Genomic DNA, 18494 nt, shown 5'->3' with positions numbered 1-18494 from the left:
TAATATATTCAAAATTTTTAACGCTTCCCCTGAGATGAGAGAAATATTTTTTGTGCTCTGACAAAATGCCGATGTCTCTCTCCCGCTTCATGCTTGTAATGGTCTAATCATTTCGGACACGTTGTTAGAGATATAATGAGCAACGCTAACGAGGTGAGAATGCGAAGAAAGGCGTTTCCCCATGAGCTCAAGCAGGAATGTGTCAATTTAGTTCTGCAGCACCAGTACTCGGTGACCCAGGTTGTGTAAGTATCCCGGTAAACCCAAACCCATTTCACCTCTGCGGCCTAAGGGGCGCTACACCCGACTATGTAGGGTCAGTTTTTCTCCCGCGTGATTTCCGTTCCCGTATCAGCTTCCGGTTAATCGTTTCCCAATACAACCCGTCCCGCAAGGGTAAATGGCACGCATTCTGCGCCCTTGCGTGCCGGAACGATGTCGGGAAAGCGAACCGTCAGGCGATACGAAGACGAAAATCACACCACTGACGGAGAAAAAACATGACCATTTCCCTGCATACCCAGACTAGCGCCCCTAACACCGCAGCGGCGACCAGCGTATCCCCGCTGGAGCAGTCAGGCTCCTCAAAAACGAAATTTTCTAAAGCCAAAACCGATATTTATCAGACTGTCACCAACAACATCATTGCAGCGTTTGAAGCAGGTGTAAAACCGTGGTCTTGCCCGTGGCAACGAGTGCCGGGCATGTCTGGGTTGCCTTCCAACTTCGCAACCGGTATCGCGTATAGCGGAATGAATATCATGCTGTTGTGGTGCAGTGCGTCAAAACAGGGCTTCGGTGATTCAAGCTGGATGACCTACAAACAAGCACAGGCAGTCGGTGGGCAGGTTCGTAAAGGCGAGCACGGCACGACAGCCATTTTCTATACAACCTTAGAGAAAGAAAACGAAGACGGCGAAATCGACCAGATCCCGATGCTGAAAACCTTCAATGTGTTCAATGTTGAACAAATTGATGGCCTTCCGCTGATAACTGCAACAGTCAGCCCGGAAGCAACCTTTGACCCGTTGCCGGAGGCTGAAAATCTGTTCCGAAAAAGCGGCGCAAACATCATTGAGAAAGGACAAAATGCCTTTTTCCAACCCTTAACTGATGAAGTCTGGCTACCGGAGCGCCATCTGTTTTCAGATGCAGCTAATTTCTATGCTACCGGCCTGCATGAGCTGGTTCACTGGAGCGGTGGTAAAAAACGGCTTAATCGTGAAATGAAAGGGAAATTTGGCAGTGCAGATTATGCGGAGGAAGAATTAGTGGCGGAGTTGGGGATTGTTGGAGAGGTGCAGCATGAAAGCTATATTGCCTCATGGCTCCAGGCGCTGAAAAACGACAAGCGCTATGTTTTCAAAGCAGCCAGTGCCGCCTCAAAAGCGCATCGTTATCTGATGGATAAGATTTGAGTCGGAGATGATAAGCCGCAAAGGAGTGCGGCTTTAACCTTATTGCGGGGCGGCAGAGTGACAGAAGTCTCAGGGAGATTAATTTCCCTGCGAATTTCCCGGGCATTTGATGCCCGGAAAATTCGCAGGCTGCGGGTGCGGGCGGCAAAGAGCCCGCGCATCCCGCAAATGGCGTTTGTACAGCGGTGATTGCTGCAAACCACGGCTCAGGTATGACGACTGGCTGTGAAGTTTGCAGGACTACAACGGTAGCAGGGCCTGTTTTTGGTGCTATGATAAGTGTATTATTCCGTGTAATGCGCACGTATTTTATGCAGGAGAGAAACCATGACCGCGAAACCACGCAACACGCAGAGCGTGACCATGACAGTAGAGCGTGCCTTACTGGTAAGAGCGCGTGAAGCGGGTATTAATCTGAGTGCTACTCTGACAACCGCCCTGGATGCAGAACTTCGCTATCATGAAGCGAAAAAATGGCAGGAAGAAAACAGGGAGGCTCTCGCAGCACTCAATCGTTTTCATGATGAGCAGGGTTGTTTCAGCGATGAATACAGGACGTTTTAACCATGCAATTCACTGTATACGGTAATACCGGGAAAAGCGTCGTTTATCCACTGTTGCTCGATGTCACGAGCGATATTATTGGGCAATTGAATCGTCGGATAGTGATCCCATTGCTCCCTATTGAAAAGTATCCGGCAGGCCGCCGACCGGATCGCCTTGTCCCCGTCGTCAGGCTGACGGACGGCAAAGAATACGCGGTAATGACCCACGAACTAGCAAGTATCCCTGTCCAGGCTCTGGGGGCGGTGTTTTGCGATGCGTCGCAGTACCGCACTCAGGTAAAGGCTGCAATAGACTTCCTCATCGACGGGTTCTGACGTTTCTTTCTATTCTGTTAAACAGGTATGCCTTTAATCGTCGCTGACGGGGGCCTGTTCAAGTTCGTCTATCGTGCGAAAGATGAACATCTCGCGGTGCTTCCCATCAAACGGAACGGGAACACTGTTTCTCATCACCGTTCTGATGCTGCCAAACAGCCTGACCAGCGATTCTTTAGTTTTATCATCCGGCATAACATACATCGCATAGTGCCAGCGTCCGGTATCGCTGGCGGCGAGATGACTGTTGATAATGCTGATGTAACGGGCGCGGGTTTTCATCGACCGCTCTGTTTCTACCGCAACGATGGCACCGCTGTTTAAGGTAATAATGCCGTCCGGTCGATGCCGGACGCCCGGGTATCGCGCCATAAACTCTCCCCGGTCGCCGTTAAGCCAGCCCGTACCGCCTTTTTCCTCAAGTACGATCCTGACCCGCTGGTTTAACAGTCGATGTTCCAGCGTTGAGAGTCTGAGTTTCCCCGGTTCAAAATAGGCGGGGAAAACCTTGTCATTAGCGCTAACCACCATCGCCAGCCCCTGCATGGTGATCCCCCACAATGATTTTTTACCGGTCAATACCGGATATTCGTATTTATTCAGTATGCCCATCGCAACTGCTTTATTAAGCAGGTTATACATCGCATGGTTATGCTTTCCTTTATAGCCGACAACACTTTTTAAGGTCCGAAAATCAGAGAATGTTTCTTCCTTGAGGAAGTACAGTAATGTCCGCATTCTCCGTTTTGCGGCTTCATTTCTTTCAGCAACGTTATGAACAAGCATTGATAGCCTCACAGGTTAATAGAGGGTTTGTGGATCTGGCTTTCTTTTTCGGTGTGCGAAGGGTTTTTATTCTCAAATGAAAGAATGTCGATATATTGCTTTTTTGCCGGTATGTGGAATAGTTTGGTTGCCTTCGCCAGATCATTCTGGGTAAAAACAAAACCAACAAATTGGGGGAGGTTAAGCAACATGTTGCTGTCTATATAATATCGTTCAGCCTGGCGGATCATCCTGTCTGTTTCTATTTTCTCCGTCAGTGATATATCCGTTTTAACTTTCCTCATTTCATCGTCAACCAAAATAGAGCCGGTCATCCTTGCCACCCAGTCGGCGGTGTCCGGATCGCGAAGGCGATAAACCAGCATAAACTTGCAGTTCTCAATCACCGAACCGGCAACGGCATCACCCTCCAGATCTGCCGGGCAGTCATACAAATCTTTTACTGACTGGTGGGCCATGATGATATGCACACCTTTGTCCCTCGCTGCGCCTAGTCCTTCGAGCGCAGGGCGGGACAGGTGATACTTGAGTTCATCAAGGAAAATAGCGACCGGACGAGGTTTGCCTTTTATCCGGTCACGGGTTTCGGCTATCTGAATCAGGCGGGTTAAAATCATTCGCTGAGCCGATATGATTTTCTGATTACGCATTGAGCCGATGATGTAGCAGCATCCGCCTTCATCAAAAATGGTCTTTAAGGAAAATCCGCTGCGGGCATTAATGGAGTTCACTAAAGCGATTTCCTCAAGCTCGCCATAAAAAGCAGGCACATCTTCACTGATGGATTTCACAAAGTCAGTGTCAAATAAGTCGCGTAGCGTCATTCCCTTTTCATAAATGGCCGCCGTATTTCTGGCTGCACGGCGATCGGCGATACGGTAAAAGTCAGCGCCTTCGCCTTTTTTACCCAGGCTGAAACCGGCGTTAAACAGTTCTTCCAGTTGTTCATGAGAAATATCAGCCAGTAAATCAAGTTGGAAATGAAGGTCATTCAGGTTAATAAGAACAAATTGTTTTCCCGCTTTCAGGCAGGCTTCCCGCAGAACATGTGGTGCCCACTCATCATTTTTGGGATCTTCGACAAACACGCCTTCACCTGCAAGTATTGCCTGATAAAGCAGAACACAGGCGCTCACCCCTTTACCGGAGCCTGTGGTGCCGATAAGGTCGGCGTGCTGAGTTTGAAATTCTTCGGGGGTGATATATTGCGGCTGGTCGTCTTTATCAAGCCCGATAAAAATACCGTTATTCAGGTCAATATAATACAGCGGATTATACGCAATGCTGTCAGGTAACATGTCCCTGACTTCACGAACATCCGTTCTGACATTTCTTTCCAGTTTACTTTTTTTAATCATCCTGTGTTTTAGGCTGTCGATTTCTCCGGCCAGCAGCCTTCGGGTTGTAATATGAAAGGCCAAACCTGCAAGGGTAAATCCGACAGTCAGTATCCAGAGTGATAATCTGAGCAGAATGTTATTGTCGAGTACTTTGAAGAAAAAACTCAGCCCCTGAATGGTCAGCGGTGACAGGGTGCCAAATATGAGAAAGAAGGTGGATACACCCGCCATCAGTTTTAACCAGAAGGGGGTATTTTTTCTTTCTTCACGTGGCAGATGAAAAATAAATGGCCGTGTCAGCCCGGCAAATATGGACAGTATTACCGGGTTTTGTTGCAGCCAGAGCAGAAAAACAGAAAAGGCATCCGAAAAGGCATTCAGCCTTTGCATCAGATGAGTTCCCATCGCAGTTATCTCCGGTCTGATTTCGGTGTGACGGGCGCATCACATGGGCGTCACCGATGGACGTTAAACCCCACGCCCACGCGCGACGCCTGTTGATGACGCCCATAAACGGCTGAAAAGCACTGAACGTCTCCGACGCTCATGCCCGTTATCTGCGCTTTCAGAAAACAGCCGACGCGTGGTCGTCAGTTCCCTTAAACGCCCGAATGACGGGCAACAGCGTGTGATATTACGCTCGGGCTGGACGCTCTCACTGCCTGTCACATGGGGGTAATGTCGCGGCTGGACGCCGCGCCAAAACCCCCAGGGTCAATGGCGGCACACCGTCGCACGCTACGCGCGACGGTGTGCGGGGCTACGCCCCCCAAATAAACCGCTATCGTGGGCGATAGCTTTTCGCTCGCTGGGGCGGCGAAATTTATTCGGCTCCCCCCGGTCTGCAAAATCCGCGTGGGCGCGGCTGTTTGCAGATGGGTTCGGCGACGCAAACTAGCTATTTCTGCGAAATAGAATTTACTCGCCTTACACCACTTTTAAATTTCTGCTATTCGCATAAATTTAAAAGCCTAAAACCGTCGATCGGTGCCGAGTTTTCCATCCAGCACTGACTGGGGGATCGGTAATAATCCGGATATTTTCATTGCCGTTTTTCATTGAATTTAATTGCGCATGCGGCCAAATTTGTTAATTATCTGGTCGATAATTTTCGGGTCGGCTGATTTGCATTCAAGTAATAAGGCTTTTCGGGCATCGGCGGTACGGTTAGGGTGAAATCCATGTCTGTTCTTTTTTACAACATTCAAGAAATAGTTTTCAGCAGACTGACACTCATTTCCTCCGCCGTTACCGGTTGTTTTACCGTACAGACATAAAACAATCTCACAGGCATCGGCGGCGATTGCGGGAGAGGGCAGTAGCAAATTCATGCAGAAAAGGCAGGTGGTGAATATGATCGTTTTCATATCAAATACCTTTATTGAGAATGAGTGGGCTTTAACTGTTCGTCTATCTGAATGATTTCTTCATTTGATGAAGGTGTACTGGTTTGAAATAAATATCCCCGATCCGGCGAATATCACCGTGAATATCTACGCTGACGATGATATCCACGCATTTAAGCACCTTGCGTAACAGCACATCGAACGGGATATTTTTGCAATCTGGATTTTCATAACAGCGGTCAATGATCCCTTCAATACATTCTTCCAGGCTGCCTGCGTGCAGGGAGGTGATAAGACCTTCATGCCCAGAACCGATAATTTTCAGCGCATCCCACGCCTCCCGCCCACGAATTTCTGCCAGCAGAATCCGATCTGGATTCATGCGATAATTCGCTCTGATAAGTCTGCCGGGTGTGATAATCGCCTCGTCTCCGGCATCTGCCGGGTAAAACAGATGGACATAATTAGCGTGGTGGTAAAACCGGATTTCGGGATTATCTTCAATCGTGGTTAGCCTGAGATGTGGTGGAATATAGTGCAGCAACGTCTTCATATAGGTGGTTTTACCGGAGCCGGTTTCACCAACAATAAAGAGGGTTTTACCATACTCGACGGCCTTTTCGATAAAGTGGGGAATATCACCATTGTTATAGCATCGGGTCAGTTCATCATCTTTGCTTTCGTTTCTCTCCTTACCGGCTATCCGGTTATAAAACCCGGCATCAATCCAGGACTGATGCGTTTTCTGCGCAAATGACGGGTTTCGTAGCGTGATAGATACGGTATTCCGCTCGCAGGCTGGGGAAATAATGATCTGGACACGTTCACCTGATCCTAATGTGGCGGAAAGGATAGGGGAGGTATCATCGATATTGTCCTCATTCCATGAAGCCAGTGCTTTGGCAAACGCATGGCACTGACGCAACGTAACCGGAGAATCATGCTTCTGCCATCGACCGTTTATTTTGGTGTGGATCTCTCCGGGGCGGTTAATGGCGATTTCCGTCAGGCCTGCCAGTGGCAGAAATTCACCAAATAACTGGTTTTTCATAAAATCCAGCGACAGGTTTTCAGCGTTCATACCACCTCTTTTTTAGATGCAGTTGATAAACGGAAGAGAAATCGATATCCGTACCGGTCATGATGCCGATCACATCGCCCTGATTGAGGTACATCGTGGGCGGGATATTGATGCTGTTTTCTAAGGCCGTTTTCGCCATTTCTGACGCGGCAGCGCGGGTGTTTTCGGTGTAATCGGTATTGCGAGCTTTCCCCGGCGCTGAATCTGATGCGGCGGCAGCCACGTCCTGTACGGTGCTCAGCATCAACGCATTGCCGAACCGTTCCCAGAAATGGGTATCAATCCAGCCGCTAATCCCGGCCTCACCCAATGGACCGGTGGCTTCGGTATCAATCAGCGGGATTTGCAGGCTACCGGGTTCCGGTGTGCGTAATTCCGTCCAGATGACAAACATCCGGCTCCGACCATGTTGCAGCGCCCCGGTGCGGTAGAACCCTCTGGCGACGGTTCCGGCAGGGAGCAATTTCACGTAATGGTTGGCGCTGTAGACATCTTCACCGGTAAGGCACGAAATACGACCGCCCACATCAGAGACAAAACGCCGCATCATTGAGCACGGAATATAACGATCAACCGGAAGGTAAAGATTGGGATCGAGACCCAGTCGCCTGACGCTGGTCACCTTTGCCACACCGGGATTGGCATCGTTAGCCTCTGTGCCAGACGTGTTTTCTGGTGTGCCTTTGTTCTGATAGCTCTGTGAGTCGGAAGGGGCAGTTTGTGAAGCCTGAGCATGACCGCGTTGTGTGGACTCAGCGGCACTACTTGACCCATCGACCAGTGCCGCCGCCTTATTTAAAGCGGGAGGATCTGACGGTGGTGCCGCCTGTATTGGGTGATTATCTGTTGCGGTTTCCTGTTTGTCCTGATCAAACAGGCCGAACGGGTTGTTGTCCATACCGAGGTTTTTACGCTCATGTTGCCCCGTACTGGCTGATGGCGGGGTTGTGGTTTCAACCGCCTTATCATCGCTTTGCTTTAATGCGACAAGGAAGCGATCTCCACCCAATGCCAGTGCAATCAGTGCGCACAGACTCAGCAGGCTGACCAGCAGCGTCCGGCGGCTGGAGGCTTTTTTGAAGCGGGTTACTTCAGGTTGGCCGGGAGGTGTGTTTTGCTCGGGTGCCTGACTCGCCATCGCTGAACGGGCGCGTTCACGGGCTTCGACTTCCAGCTCCGCCACGGTTTTTTCCGTTGTTTGTGGAATGGATTTATCAGTCATTTAGCCTCCAGCGTAACGACAGGTGAAACGGTGTCACCGCTGCCAACGGTGGCGTTGCCAAATGACGTATTCTCAACCCCGACTACCGCGCTGCCGTAGCGCAATACCAACTGTGGCGACATTGCCCGCACGACGACCACGGTATAGTTTCCGTGTTTGGCTATGCGGGGCGTGACGGTCTGTTCCTGCCCGTTCACGACCCGGAAGAGAGACGGAAGCATTTTGACGGGAGAAAAACCCAGATAGATAAAGCGGCCATCATCATAAGTGAAATCTGGTGCTATGGAGGCTGACCCCGTCGCGACCCGTTTGGTGTAAAGCCAGTTACGCGGCGTGGTTACCTGCTCGAAGGCTGTCGTTATCTGCTGCTTTTCCTGTGTTTCACGCAGGAGTTTCAGACGCGCTGCGCTGGCTGCCTTGGATTGCCTGCGCTCGTCATCCGGATAGCGAAAACGGATAATAAAGGCCTGGGAAGGCGAGTCATTCTCCAGTACGTTCAGTTCCAGACTGTAATCGCGCTTTGATGTTACGACAAAGAGATTGGTTCTCCACTCGCTCGCCGTTGGCAGAAACACCTTATTGATGTTGTTGCCATTATCATCGGTTACCGGTTGGGTGATAGGGTTTGGGCTGATACCGACCCGGTTATCGCTTTTTGTGACTTTCCAGCCCTTTGGAAAACCCGCTTGCGCGTCGATGACTTCTTCATCGTCATCAAACAGGAGTGTGGTGAGGTAGCCGGGGCGGGTGTTGACGATGGTCGCATTTTGGCTGTTATAGGTGACATGCTGCATTCGGCTGTCATACGTGCTGCTGCGCGGTATCGCCGCGCTCCAGGCTGTGGATGACATCAGAAGGAGCCACAAAATCACTGTTTTTTTCAGCATCATTCAACCCTCAGTTCTTTATCTCGCTGGTAACTGGTCACGCTGAACCCCAGCGGATTCACTTCTCGTTGGCTGTCGGTCAGTTGTTTGCGGGGGAGGTAGCGATAAGTCAGACGAATGTTCCAGACATCTGTTTTAACCGAGTTATCGACAATGCGGCGGATAGTCCGTTTAATGCGTAAATTCGCCAGATGGTCAGGATCTGTCGCGGTCGCGTGAACGTTGGAAATAATGTCGATAGACACGACGTATTCTGCTTTATTGAAAATGACATCGGGTGCCTGATTGCTGTTAAAACCGTCGAGATAATCCCGGTTCACGCTGTCGCTGTTGAATAACTGCACATTGTCATAATCGCGCTGGAGAGCAAAATAGTTATAGCCCTCGCGGAGCCTGACGTAATGCGCAGCTAACGCCTGAGCCAGTGCTTTTTCAGTGGAAATATTCTGCTCTTTAATCCGGGTCATATATTCATAGCGCCCGGTTTGTTTATCCACCGACCATAATTCGATTTCGGTGGTTTTCAGCGGCAGCAGAATAATCAGTGCGGTGATCGCCATAGCGGCCAAAGCAAACCCTATGGCCGCTATTCGCCACGCCAGCTTTTTTTCCCGTTCATCTTTTTCCAGCAGGACAGATTCAAAGGTACGGGATGACGCAATGATGTTTTCTGTTTCAGACATGTTTTGTCAGCTCCTGAATTATCGCGGGAGAATTAACCGGTTGAGGATCGCCAGATACTGGCATCAAATCGTGCGGACGCGGTGCGCAGCCCGTGAGGACGCACAGCATCAGAAAGACGAGGCTAGATTTCATATTGATTCCTGTGTTTGTCGAAGCCAGAAATGCCATACCAGTGGCGGTTTCCACGGCACGGGATGGAGATACTGCGTTAGAAGGGGATTAGCGGTTACGCTGTTGGTTGAAACGCTTCATGCTATCGATAGAAGCCGCACGTTTTTGCCATGCGGATAAGGCTTTGCTGGTGCCCGCGGCGATAAGTGTACCTGCTGCATTGGCGGCGCTGGAGCTCCCTTTTGCCACCAGTCGGGCACCCGCCGCCCCGGCTTTCATGGCGGGTTTAGCTGCATCAGAAGAGGGTTTCGCCAGCCCACGTAGACCGCCCATAGTGGCACCCTGTAGTGCTACTTGAACGGCTACGCCACCTAATGCATTCGCGATTTTTGCTGAAAACCAAATAATGATGCCTGAAATAACACCCGCAACGCAGCACTGAACGCCCAGTGTGATGATATTGGCGCTATCAGCAAAATTAACTGCTTTATCTAATAGCCCATTAAGATAATTGATGATAATCCTGATGGATAACGCGGAAAACATAATCGTCAGGATCACCGTGAAGATAATTTTCAGCCAGTTGTTAAACATCGGAATAAGGAATCCATACAGTAGGCAGAAAATAAATAGCGGTGCGGTGGTGGTCATTAATACAATGATAATTCCGGCTAACAGGTTAACCGCCGAACCAAATAGCAGGGTGACGATTGCGCCTCCCCAGACCAGAAGTTGGGCAATACCGCCGTTGAGTTTTACATAGGTGGAATCATCCTGCTGATAAAGCTTTTGTCCTATCGTTTGCGCTTTCGCCCAAACGGTATCCAGTAACACCCAGACATTGTCATCACCGCTGACGCCGTCGGTTAATCCGTTAATGGCCGAAATGGCTAAATCCAGCCAGCCATCGAGATTTAAAACGAATGTCATGATTAATAGCATTCGCCCAACATCCCATATGACATCTTCTGCAGGCGTTTGGAGTTTTCCAGCCAGGGTTTGATAACCCCGATAAGTGACAAATAACGTGAAGGAGCTGACGGCAATAACGCTTACCATATCGCCGTACACGGAGGTTTGTCCCCGCAGTACGGCATGTAAACCGTCAGTGATCGTGTTGTTCATTCCAACAAACATACCACCTGACATAGATGACCCCTTTAATTCAAATCGGGAACCTTGGCATTTTCCTGACGGAGTTCAAATCGCGCCTCTCGTGCATTTTTGCAATCCTGGGAGTCATCGCCGGATGATTCACACGCTTTATATCGCTGACTCAGTTCATCCGGATGTTCTTTGTACCACTGCGTTGATTTCGGGTTGTCACATCCCGCCAGAAATAATGAGGCTAAAATAATCGGAAAAATGCAAAGTGACGTTTTCATTCTTACCCTCTCAATGATTAAAGTCAGGAATCGGGGAGACGAGTTGTTGTTCATTGAATGCTTTTTGGCGTTGTTGAGTCAACATCACGGATCGCTGTTCAGCCTGCTTGACTGACATTTCCCATTGGCTGGTTAATGCGTTCAATTGTACGCTTTTGGCTGCCACCGCGTTAGCCAGGTCCTGTGACTCTTTCGAGTCTTTGGCGTTGGCAATGCGGTCAGATAAGTCTGATATATCGTTTAATGTGCTATTAATCTTGTTTTGAACATCGCTGGTATTCTCAATTGAGACCGCCTGATTGAGGACAAGCTGTTTGCAACTTTCAAGATAATGTTGCGATGAACTGGACTGATTACAAATATCAAACGATTGATATTTGCTATACAAGCGTTGAAGGTCAGAAGAGTAATAACCGCTTGGGTTGGTCAGCAGATCATCCAGTGAAATACCATTTTTACGCAGATTTTCGATATCGTTTTTCAGGCTTTTCGCCTCACGGAGAAATCCCTGAATATCCCGTATGCCTGTTGCGGTCGCTAATTGCTGCTTATAGGCGTCAAGCTCGCTTTTATAATGGGTGACCGTTTCTTGCCATTGCTGGAGTTTCTGTATCCATTGGTTAATCGACTCGGTATTACTGGCGGCATCAAATACCGGGATACCGGCGCTTATCGCTGGTGTAGACATCAATAGCGATAACGCCAGACACATCTTTCTGGTTTGCATGGTGATAACCTCCGAGGTGAATATCAGATGGCTTTGTTAAGGAATGTTTCTTTCCAGTCGGTGGGTGACATACCTTCCTGATAAATGGCATCAAATATTTTCAGGTTGTCTTCACTGCCGCTCAGGATTTTTGTGATGTTTCCGAGACCCGATAAATCCATTCTTGCCATGGCGACAAACGGGCGAGTTTCACCAGCACGCAGTGGTGTTTTCAGGACGACCATATAGTGCTCGCTCGGATCAAGGTTACGAACCATGTCGTAAACGCTTTCCGGGACTTTCATTTTCTCCACGTAATCCGTATGGCTGGCCTTGGGATTGGCGAGAAAAATTTGGGTACTGCACTGCTCAATAATCGCCGGAGCGATGGGATGCCTGACGATTTCATCGGGCGATTGGGTAGCGGGGATAAAAATGCCGTTCAGCTTGCGGATCACCTTGAGCATATTAAGGGAGAATTTAGAAAACTCGACATCAGCCAGCCATTTCCAGAACTCATCCATAAACATCACCAGTCGGCGACCATCCAGCAGGCTGGTGACGCGGTATAGCAGGTAAAAAGTGATCGGCCCGCGTATGTCGTCGTCATCCAGGAATTCCGTACCATCGATACCAAAGTTATTAATATTACTGATATTGAATGTGTCCTCCTCGTTATCGAACACCCAGCCGAATTCACCGCCCTGCGCCCACTGTTTCAGTCGAATTCGCAAGCCGTTAGTTCGGGCCTCTTTGGTAGGTGGCTCTGGCAAGACTTCTAATAGCCGGGTAATACCATAACGGCGGTATTCCGGCGGGTAGTCCAGCATAATGGTATCCACAGCGGTGCTGATGCGCTCTTCATCGCGGGGATCGAGTGGCTTACCGTCACGACGACATAGCATCCGAATCAGTCGCTTGATAAAGCTTATATTTCGTCGAGTTGGCGCAAGTGAAAACGGGTTGAATCCGGTAGGGATACCGGTCCGGATACGGAAATAGCGACCGCCCATCTGGCGGATAGACATCTCCGCCGCTCTGTCTTTATCAAAGTAAACGGTGGTCAGCCGTTTGAGAGTGGCAGAGGCGGAAAATGTCGCCGGATTACGGTACTTCTGCATCAACTGTTTCATCATCGTCATCAGCAGGGTCTTTCCTGAACCGGTTTTACCGATGATGGCGGTATTCCCCGGCGTTTTCTCATTGAAGTCATTCCGTCCTGCCTGACTGTCATGCAGATTCAGATAGTAACCGCCACCACCGGGGGATTTTAGGATAGCAATAGCCTCACCCCACGGATTGCCGTGACGTTTGTGGGGATGAAAGTTATGCAGACTCCCCATATCCACGTAATTCTGGCTACTGACCACCACCAGACGGGGGCGTAACGTATACACGCCGGGAAGTTGAGCCAGATAAGCGGCAGGTAACGACAGGGTAGACAGGGATGTCATGATGCCGAGATCGTTAAAAGGCTGAGCCAGCGCATTGGTCTCCTTGACTACCTGATCGGCGCTGGCGGACGAGACCAGCAGCGAGAAATGATACTTGCCGCAAGACACATGCCCGGACTGGAGCAGGTCGCGTAAGATGATCAATTCCTCTCGCTGCGAAATGGCGTCATCATCGGTTGAGTTCAGCCGTTTTTCTGCCAGTCGGATATGATTTTGCGCTTCATCTCGTGCCATACAGGTGAAAGATTGCGTCAGCACATACTCGCTTTCGGCATACAGCAGCGCATCGAGCAGGCCAGTGTAGGTCTCCGGTGAATAGTCTTTAATTTCCAGACTGCGGAAGAAGCGGGAACCGCCGACCGTCTGACATTCGGCGGTATCTGTGGTAAAGAACACATCCGGCGTGCTGAGAGTGTGATAAAACGGTGTGCGTGTCACCGCTACGTTCTGCCATTTTCCCGTCATCAGGCGATGGTAGAAAGCCAGTTGCGAAGAGTAAACCCGACCTTTTTCCTCATAAGTACCTAATGGTGTTGCCACATAGCGTGACAGGGCGGTGTTGATAGATTCATGGTGTTCCATCATCCCTTTCAGGGCATCATCCAGCGCAGCTTTCCTTTTTCCGGCGGTCTGGGTCTTCATGACTTTTTTCTCCAGCGTGGAGAAAGGGGCATAACAGACGGTGAAAAACAGCCGATGCCGCCAGAGCGGCTTCTCTTTTAGTGGCTGGTAATAGCGTTCCGTGACGTCATCCGAAAAAGGGATACCCGAACTGGCATCAAAACCATCCTGATATTGCTCTCGTATGCGGTGGATATAGAAGGTGATTGGTAGCCCTTCATACGAGCGGATCAGGTTGTTGAGGTGGCTTGCCAGCAATGTCAGATGATGTTCGTCCTCACATTCAAACACAGTGCCGCCCAATTCCCAGGTAGCGACTAAATCACTGGAGCGATTTCTTATGATGTGAGGATGAATATGGGAGGAGTAGGGAATGTATTTATCCAGCGTGATGCGCTCGTTTAATTTCATCTTATCGGTAAACTCCGAAACATCGACGGCGTCATAGTGGCTTGCCAGCATGGCACGGGCACCGAAATGGCGATCCGTGGCAAATCGCCCACGGGTTTTAAAGGCCAGCCACAGCAGTCCGAAATAATGAATATCCGTTCGGGCCTTTGCTTTCATTTCCAGCCAGGCTGGGATCAACAACAACGCAAGGTAATAGCTGGTGTAGACCGACAGCAGGACGATAGCCCCGCTGACGATCACGAACGGGACGAGAGGGATGCCCATAATGGCAGCAGGGCGGGTCAGCGCTTTGTTCAGGGTAGTCATCGGTTCCCCCTAGGATGCCCAATAGGCACCAAAGCCCGATGCGCCGACGATCAGGATGGCTCCGATAATGACGTTGCGCATGTCATGCAGACTTTTACCGTCAAACAGCACCTTGTAACCCACCCACATGGTTGCCAGTGTGATCGTAACGGCGGCCAGCCCGAGCAAGCCGGTGGCGGTATTACTCAGCGTATCGTTGGCTTTGTTAAACCCACTCCCGGCTGCCAGCGTTTGGGTTGATATCAACAGGGAAGAAAACGCAGGCCAGTGTTTACGTTTTTGCATCTTCATTGCTCCTCATTAATTACAGGTAGGGATACATCGCCGCGAAGAATGGCGTCGGGATAGCGCAAGGAGGTCACAACAGGTGTGGTTTTATCGGTAAGGTCACCGCGCAGGATGGTGGCTGGATAATGGATATCTGGAGTGGATTGGCTGGTGGTACTGCGCTTTAGGTCTTCCCGCGTAGACGGGACCGCATAGCCAATACGCTGGATATAACTGGTTTGATTTAAGGCGGGTTCTGGCTGCTGACCTGTATTGAAATTGCCGGAATAGTAGCAACTGAGTGCTTTTTTCAGCGTGCCGCCTCGCTGGTAGCAATCGGTGAGGATACGCTCAAAAACGGACAGATTGGTGCAGGGGTCTAACAAGTCATGAGCTGTCACGCCGTAATGCCGGAAGTTGGTACTGGTGATTTGCATCAGACCGACCGAATAACGGCGACCTTTTGCTGCCACCTTCTTGATGATGTTGATGGCAGTTTGTTTGCTGGTGGGCTGATGAGAAATGACACCTACGCTGCCGGGTTTTCTCTCTTTCTTTGGCACAATTTCCGCGACGGCATACGGATTAAAGCTGGACTCCACTTTTGCCACATCAGACGCGGTGGAGGGGGGAATTGTGGCGGCACACTGCATGACCGCCGCCAGAAAAGCAGTGGGTGAAAGCATGGTTGCCTCGATAAAAAGTCGAGCTACACGTCGCCATCAGATAGTCGATGGCAAGAAAAGGAGGGGGCATTGAGCGTTAATCGTGCTGGGGTGCCTGCGGCGTATTGTTATCGTCTCTCGGCTCAAGGAGCACCAGCTTACCGGAGACAGCAATACCAGGTGTCAGTACGATGTTCAATCCAGGTTTGCCGTTATGGGCGAACGCCACGCCGACCTTTGTCCAGTAGGTGTTTTTCTCTCCGTTAGAATTGGGCTGGTTTTCCTGCGTGACAAATACGTGATAGGTAGGTTTTCTCATGCTATTTCCTTCAATATAAAGTCATGGTGAGTAACTCAATCGATCACATCCCGATTCTGCATTCCGGTTTCAACGGGTCAGCGAGAACATTCAGCGGCACCCTGAATTGTGGTTGTGTGACAGCCCGGTTCATATTTTTAAAGAGCAATACTCGCCTCGGACGAATAAACGTCCATAAATCTCGCCAGTGGAAGGTGGCGCGATTAGCGTGCGATATTGGCGTCAGGATGAGAATGAGAAAATCAAAAAGGGAATGAGAGATAAATACACTTCAGTTATTCCCAGTGATTGGGTTTAATTAAATTAGTTATATTTTTTAATCCATACATCGCATGGGTAAAAATCGCATAGTGATTTATTCAGATAATAAAAAACGTGCAGAGAAGATAACTTCTCTGCGCGAATGTCATTTTGTTATCAGCGCTGACGGTGCTCAAGAATAGTCTGGCATTCTGTGCAGGTTGTCACTCCCGGAAGGGTTTCCCTTCGCATCTCAGGAATGGGTTCTCCGCACAATCGACAGTAATGTAATGAGGGTGTAGTTGCTGGCTTGAAACGGTTCTGTTCAATCATCTCTTCCAGACGTTGCTCATTAAATTCTTGATCGCGATCGATCTCATCTGGCATGCGATGTCCTCCTGTTCAGTGCTTCTTTCTCACAAAGAGTGATACGGTTCCAGACGGCGGTCAGGGAAGGCCCTTTTTCCCAAGAGGACAACGATTCGATTCAGTGACCTGCATCATGGCTTCTAGTGCATCAGGTGTATCAAGGTTTTCAGAGCGGTTCTTTTTCCATGACAGCCAAATTTCTGCATCAATGACTTCATCTGGGATAGGTGTTCGGCCATAAGGGATAGTGACACCCAGCAACCGGCGACGAGCGCAGACTTCATTCGAGGTGAGGCCAAAAAAATGATTAAGGAGTGCAATAGACCCTCCCAATCTGATGGCCCGATTAATCTGTTGTTGGCGTTGAGCCTCTTGGCGAGACAATGCCAGAATCTGATTTAGAGCGTCGTGACGAACAGTAATCGACATAAACTGCGCCGATGCCCGGCTGACGATAAACAGTTCGTCGAGTGATAGCTGATTGAGGGTATTTAATTCGTCAAATGTGAATCCTAACGTTTCACAATAGCGAAAATTACCTTCCTTGAGCCGGCAAGAGCGTTTGTTAATACCGCATAATTCAGTGAGGGAAACATTATTTTCTATCTCCCTTCAGCGCGTTAAGCGGTTAGCTAATTTGAAGTTAATCCATTCATCAATTTCAGATTCGAGCCAGGCGACGCTGGCTGGCCCAATCTTTATTGAAGAGGGAAAGGTGCCTTCTTTCATGTACAGGTAGATTTGCGAGCGTTTCAGACCGGTTTTTACTTCCACTTGTTTCAGGCGTAATAACTGATGAGATGTCATAGATACCTCCAGCGCAGAAATGGGATATGCCCGGAGATGACAAATAAGCACAGTGAGGGAGAGGATGACAGTTGATGAGCCCGTATTACGGACATCACAATCCTTAATACGGGTTTTTAGGTAGAAGATCTTAACTTCATATTACTTTGATGCTAAAAATGATGCGGGTGAACCGCGTTCAAGCGCAGTTTTCAATGTGTCACCGCTGAGTCGATCAGTCATGCCTTCTACTGAGGCCCACTGCTCGAAGATGGAAAGTAGTTTATAGGGTTGTTTGATTAATGAACTTATTGACTCATTGTTTTTGCACGAGAGCCAGAATAGTCTTGATAATGGTGTAGTTATGCGTGTCGAGGAGAATGGGATACTTTCGTTTTTGAGTCGTAAACTGATTAATTTTTCGAGTTCAGTTTGAAGAATGACAAAGCATGCATCCTGAGGCAAGTAATGGAGCGGGAAAAATTCTTTATTATAGCGTTTGCTTATACGATTGGATGAAACTATTTCACTGATTTCCTTTGCAGTACTTTTAGGTAGTCTCCTCAATTGCTGTTCAAATCTTTCCTTCCAGGTCGTTCTCTCAAATACTTGATAAGTAATTCCGGAAACAACTACAAAAATACCATAATTTGTATATTCAGGTCCTTTTATTGGTGTTGGGATGTTTAGGGATTTAGCAAGTAGTCGTTGTATTAGTTTATATTCATGACCTACTAGAGCTGTTTCAAGTACACAATGGGTAGCAGAAATATACTCACCTTCAGTGCTAGATATTAAATTCCTACCGCTGAGGAAACAAGTACTATCAAGGATGCATATCCTGTTGAATAATGATCTTTCAGTAGGTTTTACTTTTAGCTTAGAATTATATTCTTTTGTTTTTCGAATCGTTATAGATGATTGGAAATATATTGATAGGGATATTTTTCCGCATAGGGCACTCCTGTAAATATCACTGTGCGAAATTTTTTTGTTTATTAATTGATTGGCCGTATTTACTGCCTCATCTATGGTAATCCAATTTGGCATGACATTCTTAATGTTAGATAAGGTGTTATTTTTCTTCATGGCTTATTTCCTCTTCTTAATTAAGTGCAAAATTTTTTATATCTGCACTTAACAAAGTGATGGTTTTGTTTTTTTTGGAAATAACAACCATGAAAGAATTATTAAGTTGAAATTTATTGA

The 18494-nt window shown here is 48.7% G+C and carries 21 protein-coding genes and 1 pseudogene; 3 read left to right on the top strand and 19 right to left on the bottom strand.

From position 1 onward, the window contains the following. Positions 1-500 precede the first annotated feature (500 nt). From KKH3_RS12500 to KKH3_RS12490, 3 genes are all read left to right on the top strand, one after another. A complete protein-coding gene (locus KKH3_RS12500; RefSeq protein WP_039360034.1) occupies positions 501-1418 on the top strand; it encodes an ArdC family protein in 918 nt (305 codons plus the stop codon). A 327-nt stretch (positions 1419-1745) separates the two neighbouring features. Continuing rightward, on the top strand, positions 1746-1982 hold the full coding sequence (locus KKH3_RS12495) for a type II toxin-antitoxin system CcdA family antitoxin (protein ID WP_039360032.1): 237 nt from the start codon (positions 1746-1748) through the stop codon (positions 1980-1982). Positions 1983-1984: 2 nt separating this feature from the next. Beyond that, a complete protein-coding gene (locus KKH3_RS12490; RefSeq protein WP_039360030.1) occupies positions 1985-2299 on the top strand; it encodes a CcdB family protein in 315 nt (104 codons plus the stop codon). A gap of 33 nt (positions 2300-2332) precedes the next feature. On the opposite strand, the gene mobC is transcribed toward KKH3_RS12490, so the two are convergent. The 19 genes and pseudogenes from mobC to KKH3_RS12395 all read right to left on the bottom strand — a co-directional run bounded on the left by mobC (position 2333) and on the right by KKH3_RS12395 (position 18374). Next, on the bottom strand, positions 2333-3085 hold the full coding sequence (gene mobC, locus KKH3_RS12485) for a MobC family replication-relaxation protein (protein WP_039360026.1): 753 nt from the start codon (positions 3083-3085) through the stop codon (positions 2333-2335). 8 nt (positions 3086-3093) lie between these two features. Beyond that, on the bottom strand, positions 3094-4830 hold the full coding sequence (locus KKH3_RS12480; RefSeq protein WP_039360023.1) for a type IV secretory system conjugative DNA transfer family protein: 1737 nt from the start codon (positions 4828-4830) through the stop codon (positions 3094-3096). Between the two features lie 659 nt (positions 4831-5489). Then, positions 5490-5792, bottom strand: a complete 303-nt coding sequence (locus tag KKH3_RS12475) for a hypothetical protein (protein WP_039360020.1) — start codon at positions 5790-5792, stop codon at positions 5490-5492. 43 nt (positions 5793-5835) lie between these two features. Further along, positions 5836-6852 carry a P-type DNA transfer ATPase VirB11 gene (virB11, locus tag KKH3_RS12470; RefSeq protein WP_039360017.1) on the bottom strand — a complete coding sequence of 339 codons (1017 nt, stop codon included), beginning with the start codon at positions 6850-6852 and terminating at the stop codon, positions 5836-5838. Next, positions 6842-8074, bottom strand: coding sequence for a VirB10/TraB/TrbI family type IV secretion system protein (gene virB10 / locus KKH3_RS12465; protein WP_039360014.1), 1233 nt, complete (start codon positions 8072-8074; stop codon positions 6842-6844). The genes virB11 and virB10 overlap by 11 nt, the downstream gene beginning before the upstream one ends. Further along, positions 8071-8964 (bottom strand): P-type conjugative transfer protein VirB9, encoded by an 894-nt coding sequence (gene virB9, locus KKH3_RS12460; protein ID WP_076995009.1) that lies wholly within the window; start codon positions 8962-8964, stop codon positions 8071-8073. Before virB9 ends, virB10 begins: the two co-directional genes overlap by 4 nt. Beyond that, positions 8961-9644 (bottom strand): VirB8 family type IV secretion system protein, encoded by a 684-nt coding sequence (locus KKH3_RS12455; protein WP_039360008.1) that lies wholly within the window; start codon positions 9642-9644, stop codon positions 8961-8963. The genes virB9 and KKH3_RS12455 overlap by 4 nt, the downstream gene beginning before the upstream one ends. Further along, positions 9637-9777: a putative periplasmic lipoprotein gene (locus KKH3_RS22290; protein ID WP_039360005.1), complete on the bottom strand. Its 141-nt coding sequence runs from the start codon at positions 9775-9777 to the stop codon at positions 9637-9639. Before KKH3_RS22290 ends, KKH3_RS12455 begins: the two co-directional genes overlap by 8 nt. Positions 9778-9864: 87 nt before the next feature. Continuing rightward, positions 9865-10905, bottom strand: a complete 1041-nt coding sequence (locus KKH3_RS12445; RefSeq protein WP_039360002.1) for a TrbL/VirB6 family protein — start codon at positions 10903-10905, stop codon at positions 9865-9867. Between the two features lie 11 nt (positions 10906-10916). Next, positions 10917-11141, bottom strand: a complete 225-nt coding sequence (locus KKH3_RS12440; protein ID WP_039309855.1) for an EexN family lipoprotein — start codon at positions 11139-11141, stop codon at positions 10917-10919. Positions 11142-11151: 10 nt separating this feature from the next. After that, positions 11152-11868 (bottom strand): TrbJ/VirB5 family protein, encoded by a 717-nt coding sequence (locus KKH3_RS12435; protein ID WP_039359999.1) that lies wholly within the window; start codon positions 11866-11868, stop codon positions 11152-11154. A 23-nt stretch (positions 11869-11891) separates the two neighbouring features. After that, positions 11892-14639, bottom strand: a complete 2748-nt coding sequence (locus KKH3_RS12430) for a VirB4 family type IV secretion/conjugal transfer ATPase (protein ID WP_039359997.1) — start codon at positions 14637-14639, stop codon at positions 11892-11894. A gap of 9 nt (positions 14640-14648) precedes the next feature. Then, positions 14649-14930 carry a TrbC/VirB2 family protein gene (locus KKH3_RS12425; RefSeq protein WP_039359995.1) on the bottom strand — a complete coding sequence of 94 codons (282 nt, stop codon included), beginning with the start codon at positions 14928-14930 and terminating at the stop codon, positions 14649-14651. Then, on the bottom strand, positions 14927-15592 hold the full coding sequence (locus KKH3_RS12420; RefSeq protein WP_039359993.1) for a lytic transglycosylase domain-containing protein: 666 nt from the start codon (positions 15590-15592) through the stop codon (positions 14927-14929). The genes KKH3_RS12425 and KKH3_RS12420 overlap by 4 nt, the downstream gene beginning before the upstream one ends. Positions 15593-15668: 76 nt before the next feature. Beyond that, on the bottom strand, positions 15669-15890 hold the full coding sequence (locus KKH3_RS12415) for a hypothetical protein (protein WP_039359991.1): 222 nt from the start codon (positions 15888-15890) through the stop codon (positions 15669-15671). A gap of 417 nt (positions 15891-16307) precedes the next feature. Further along, on the bottom strand, positions 16308-16517 hold the full coding sequence (locus tag KKH3_RS21775) for a TraR/DksA family transcriptional regulator (protein ID WP_039359988.1): 210 nt from the start codon (positions 16515-16517) through the stop codon (positions 16308-16310). Then, a pseudogene (locus KKH3_RS12405) lies at positions 16507-17095 on the bottom strand (DUF2857 domain-containing protein). The gene KKH3_RS21775 and the pseudogene KKH3_RS12405 overlap by 11 nt, the downstream one beginning before the upstream one ends. A gap of 16 nt (positions 17096-17111) precedes the next feature. Beyond that, positions 17112-17306, bottom strand: a complete 195-nt coding sequence (locus KKH3_RS12400; protein WP_039359985.1) for an AlpA family transcriptional regulator — start codon at positions 17304-17306, stop codon at positions 17112-17114. A 141-nt stretch (positions 17307-17447) separates the two neighbouring features. Next, on the bottom strand, positions 17448-18374 hold the full coding sequence (locus KKH3_RS12395) for a hypothetical protein (RefSeq protein ID WP_039359983.1): 927 nt from the start codon (positions 18372-18374) through the stop codon (positions 17448-17450). Between the last annotated feature and the right edge of the window lie 120 nt (positions 18375-18494).

This window comes from Pectobacterium actinidiae (genome assembly GCF_000803315.1).
GTDB lineage: Bacteria > Pseudomonadota > Gammaproteobacteria > Enterobacterales > Enterobacteriaceae > Pectobacterium > Pectobacterium actinidiae.
The sequence above is the reverse complement of the archived record's forward strand: the minus strand, read 5'-3'. Positions and strand labels throughout refer to the sequence as shown.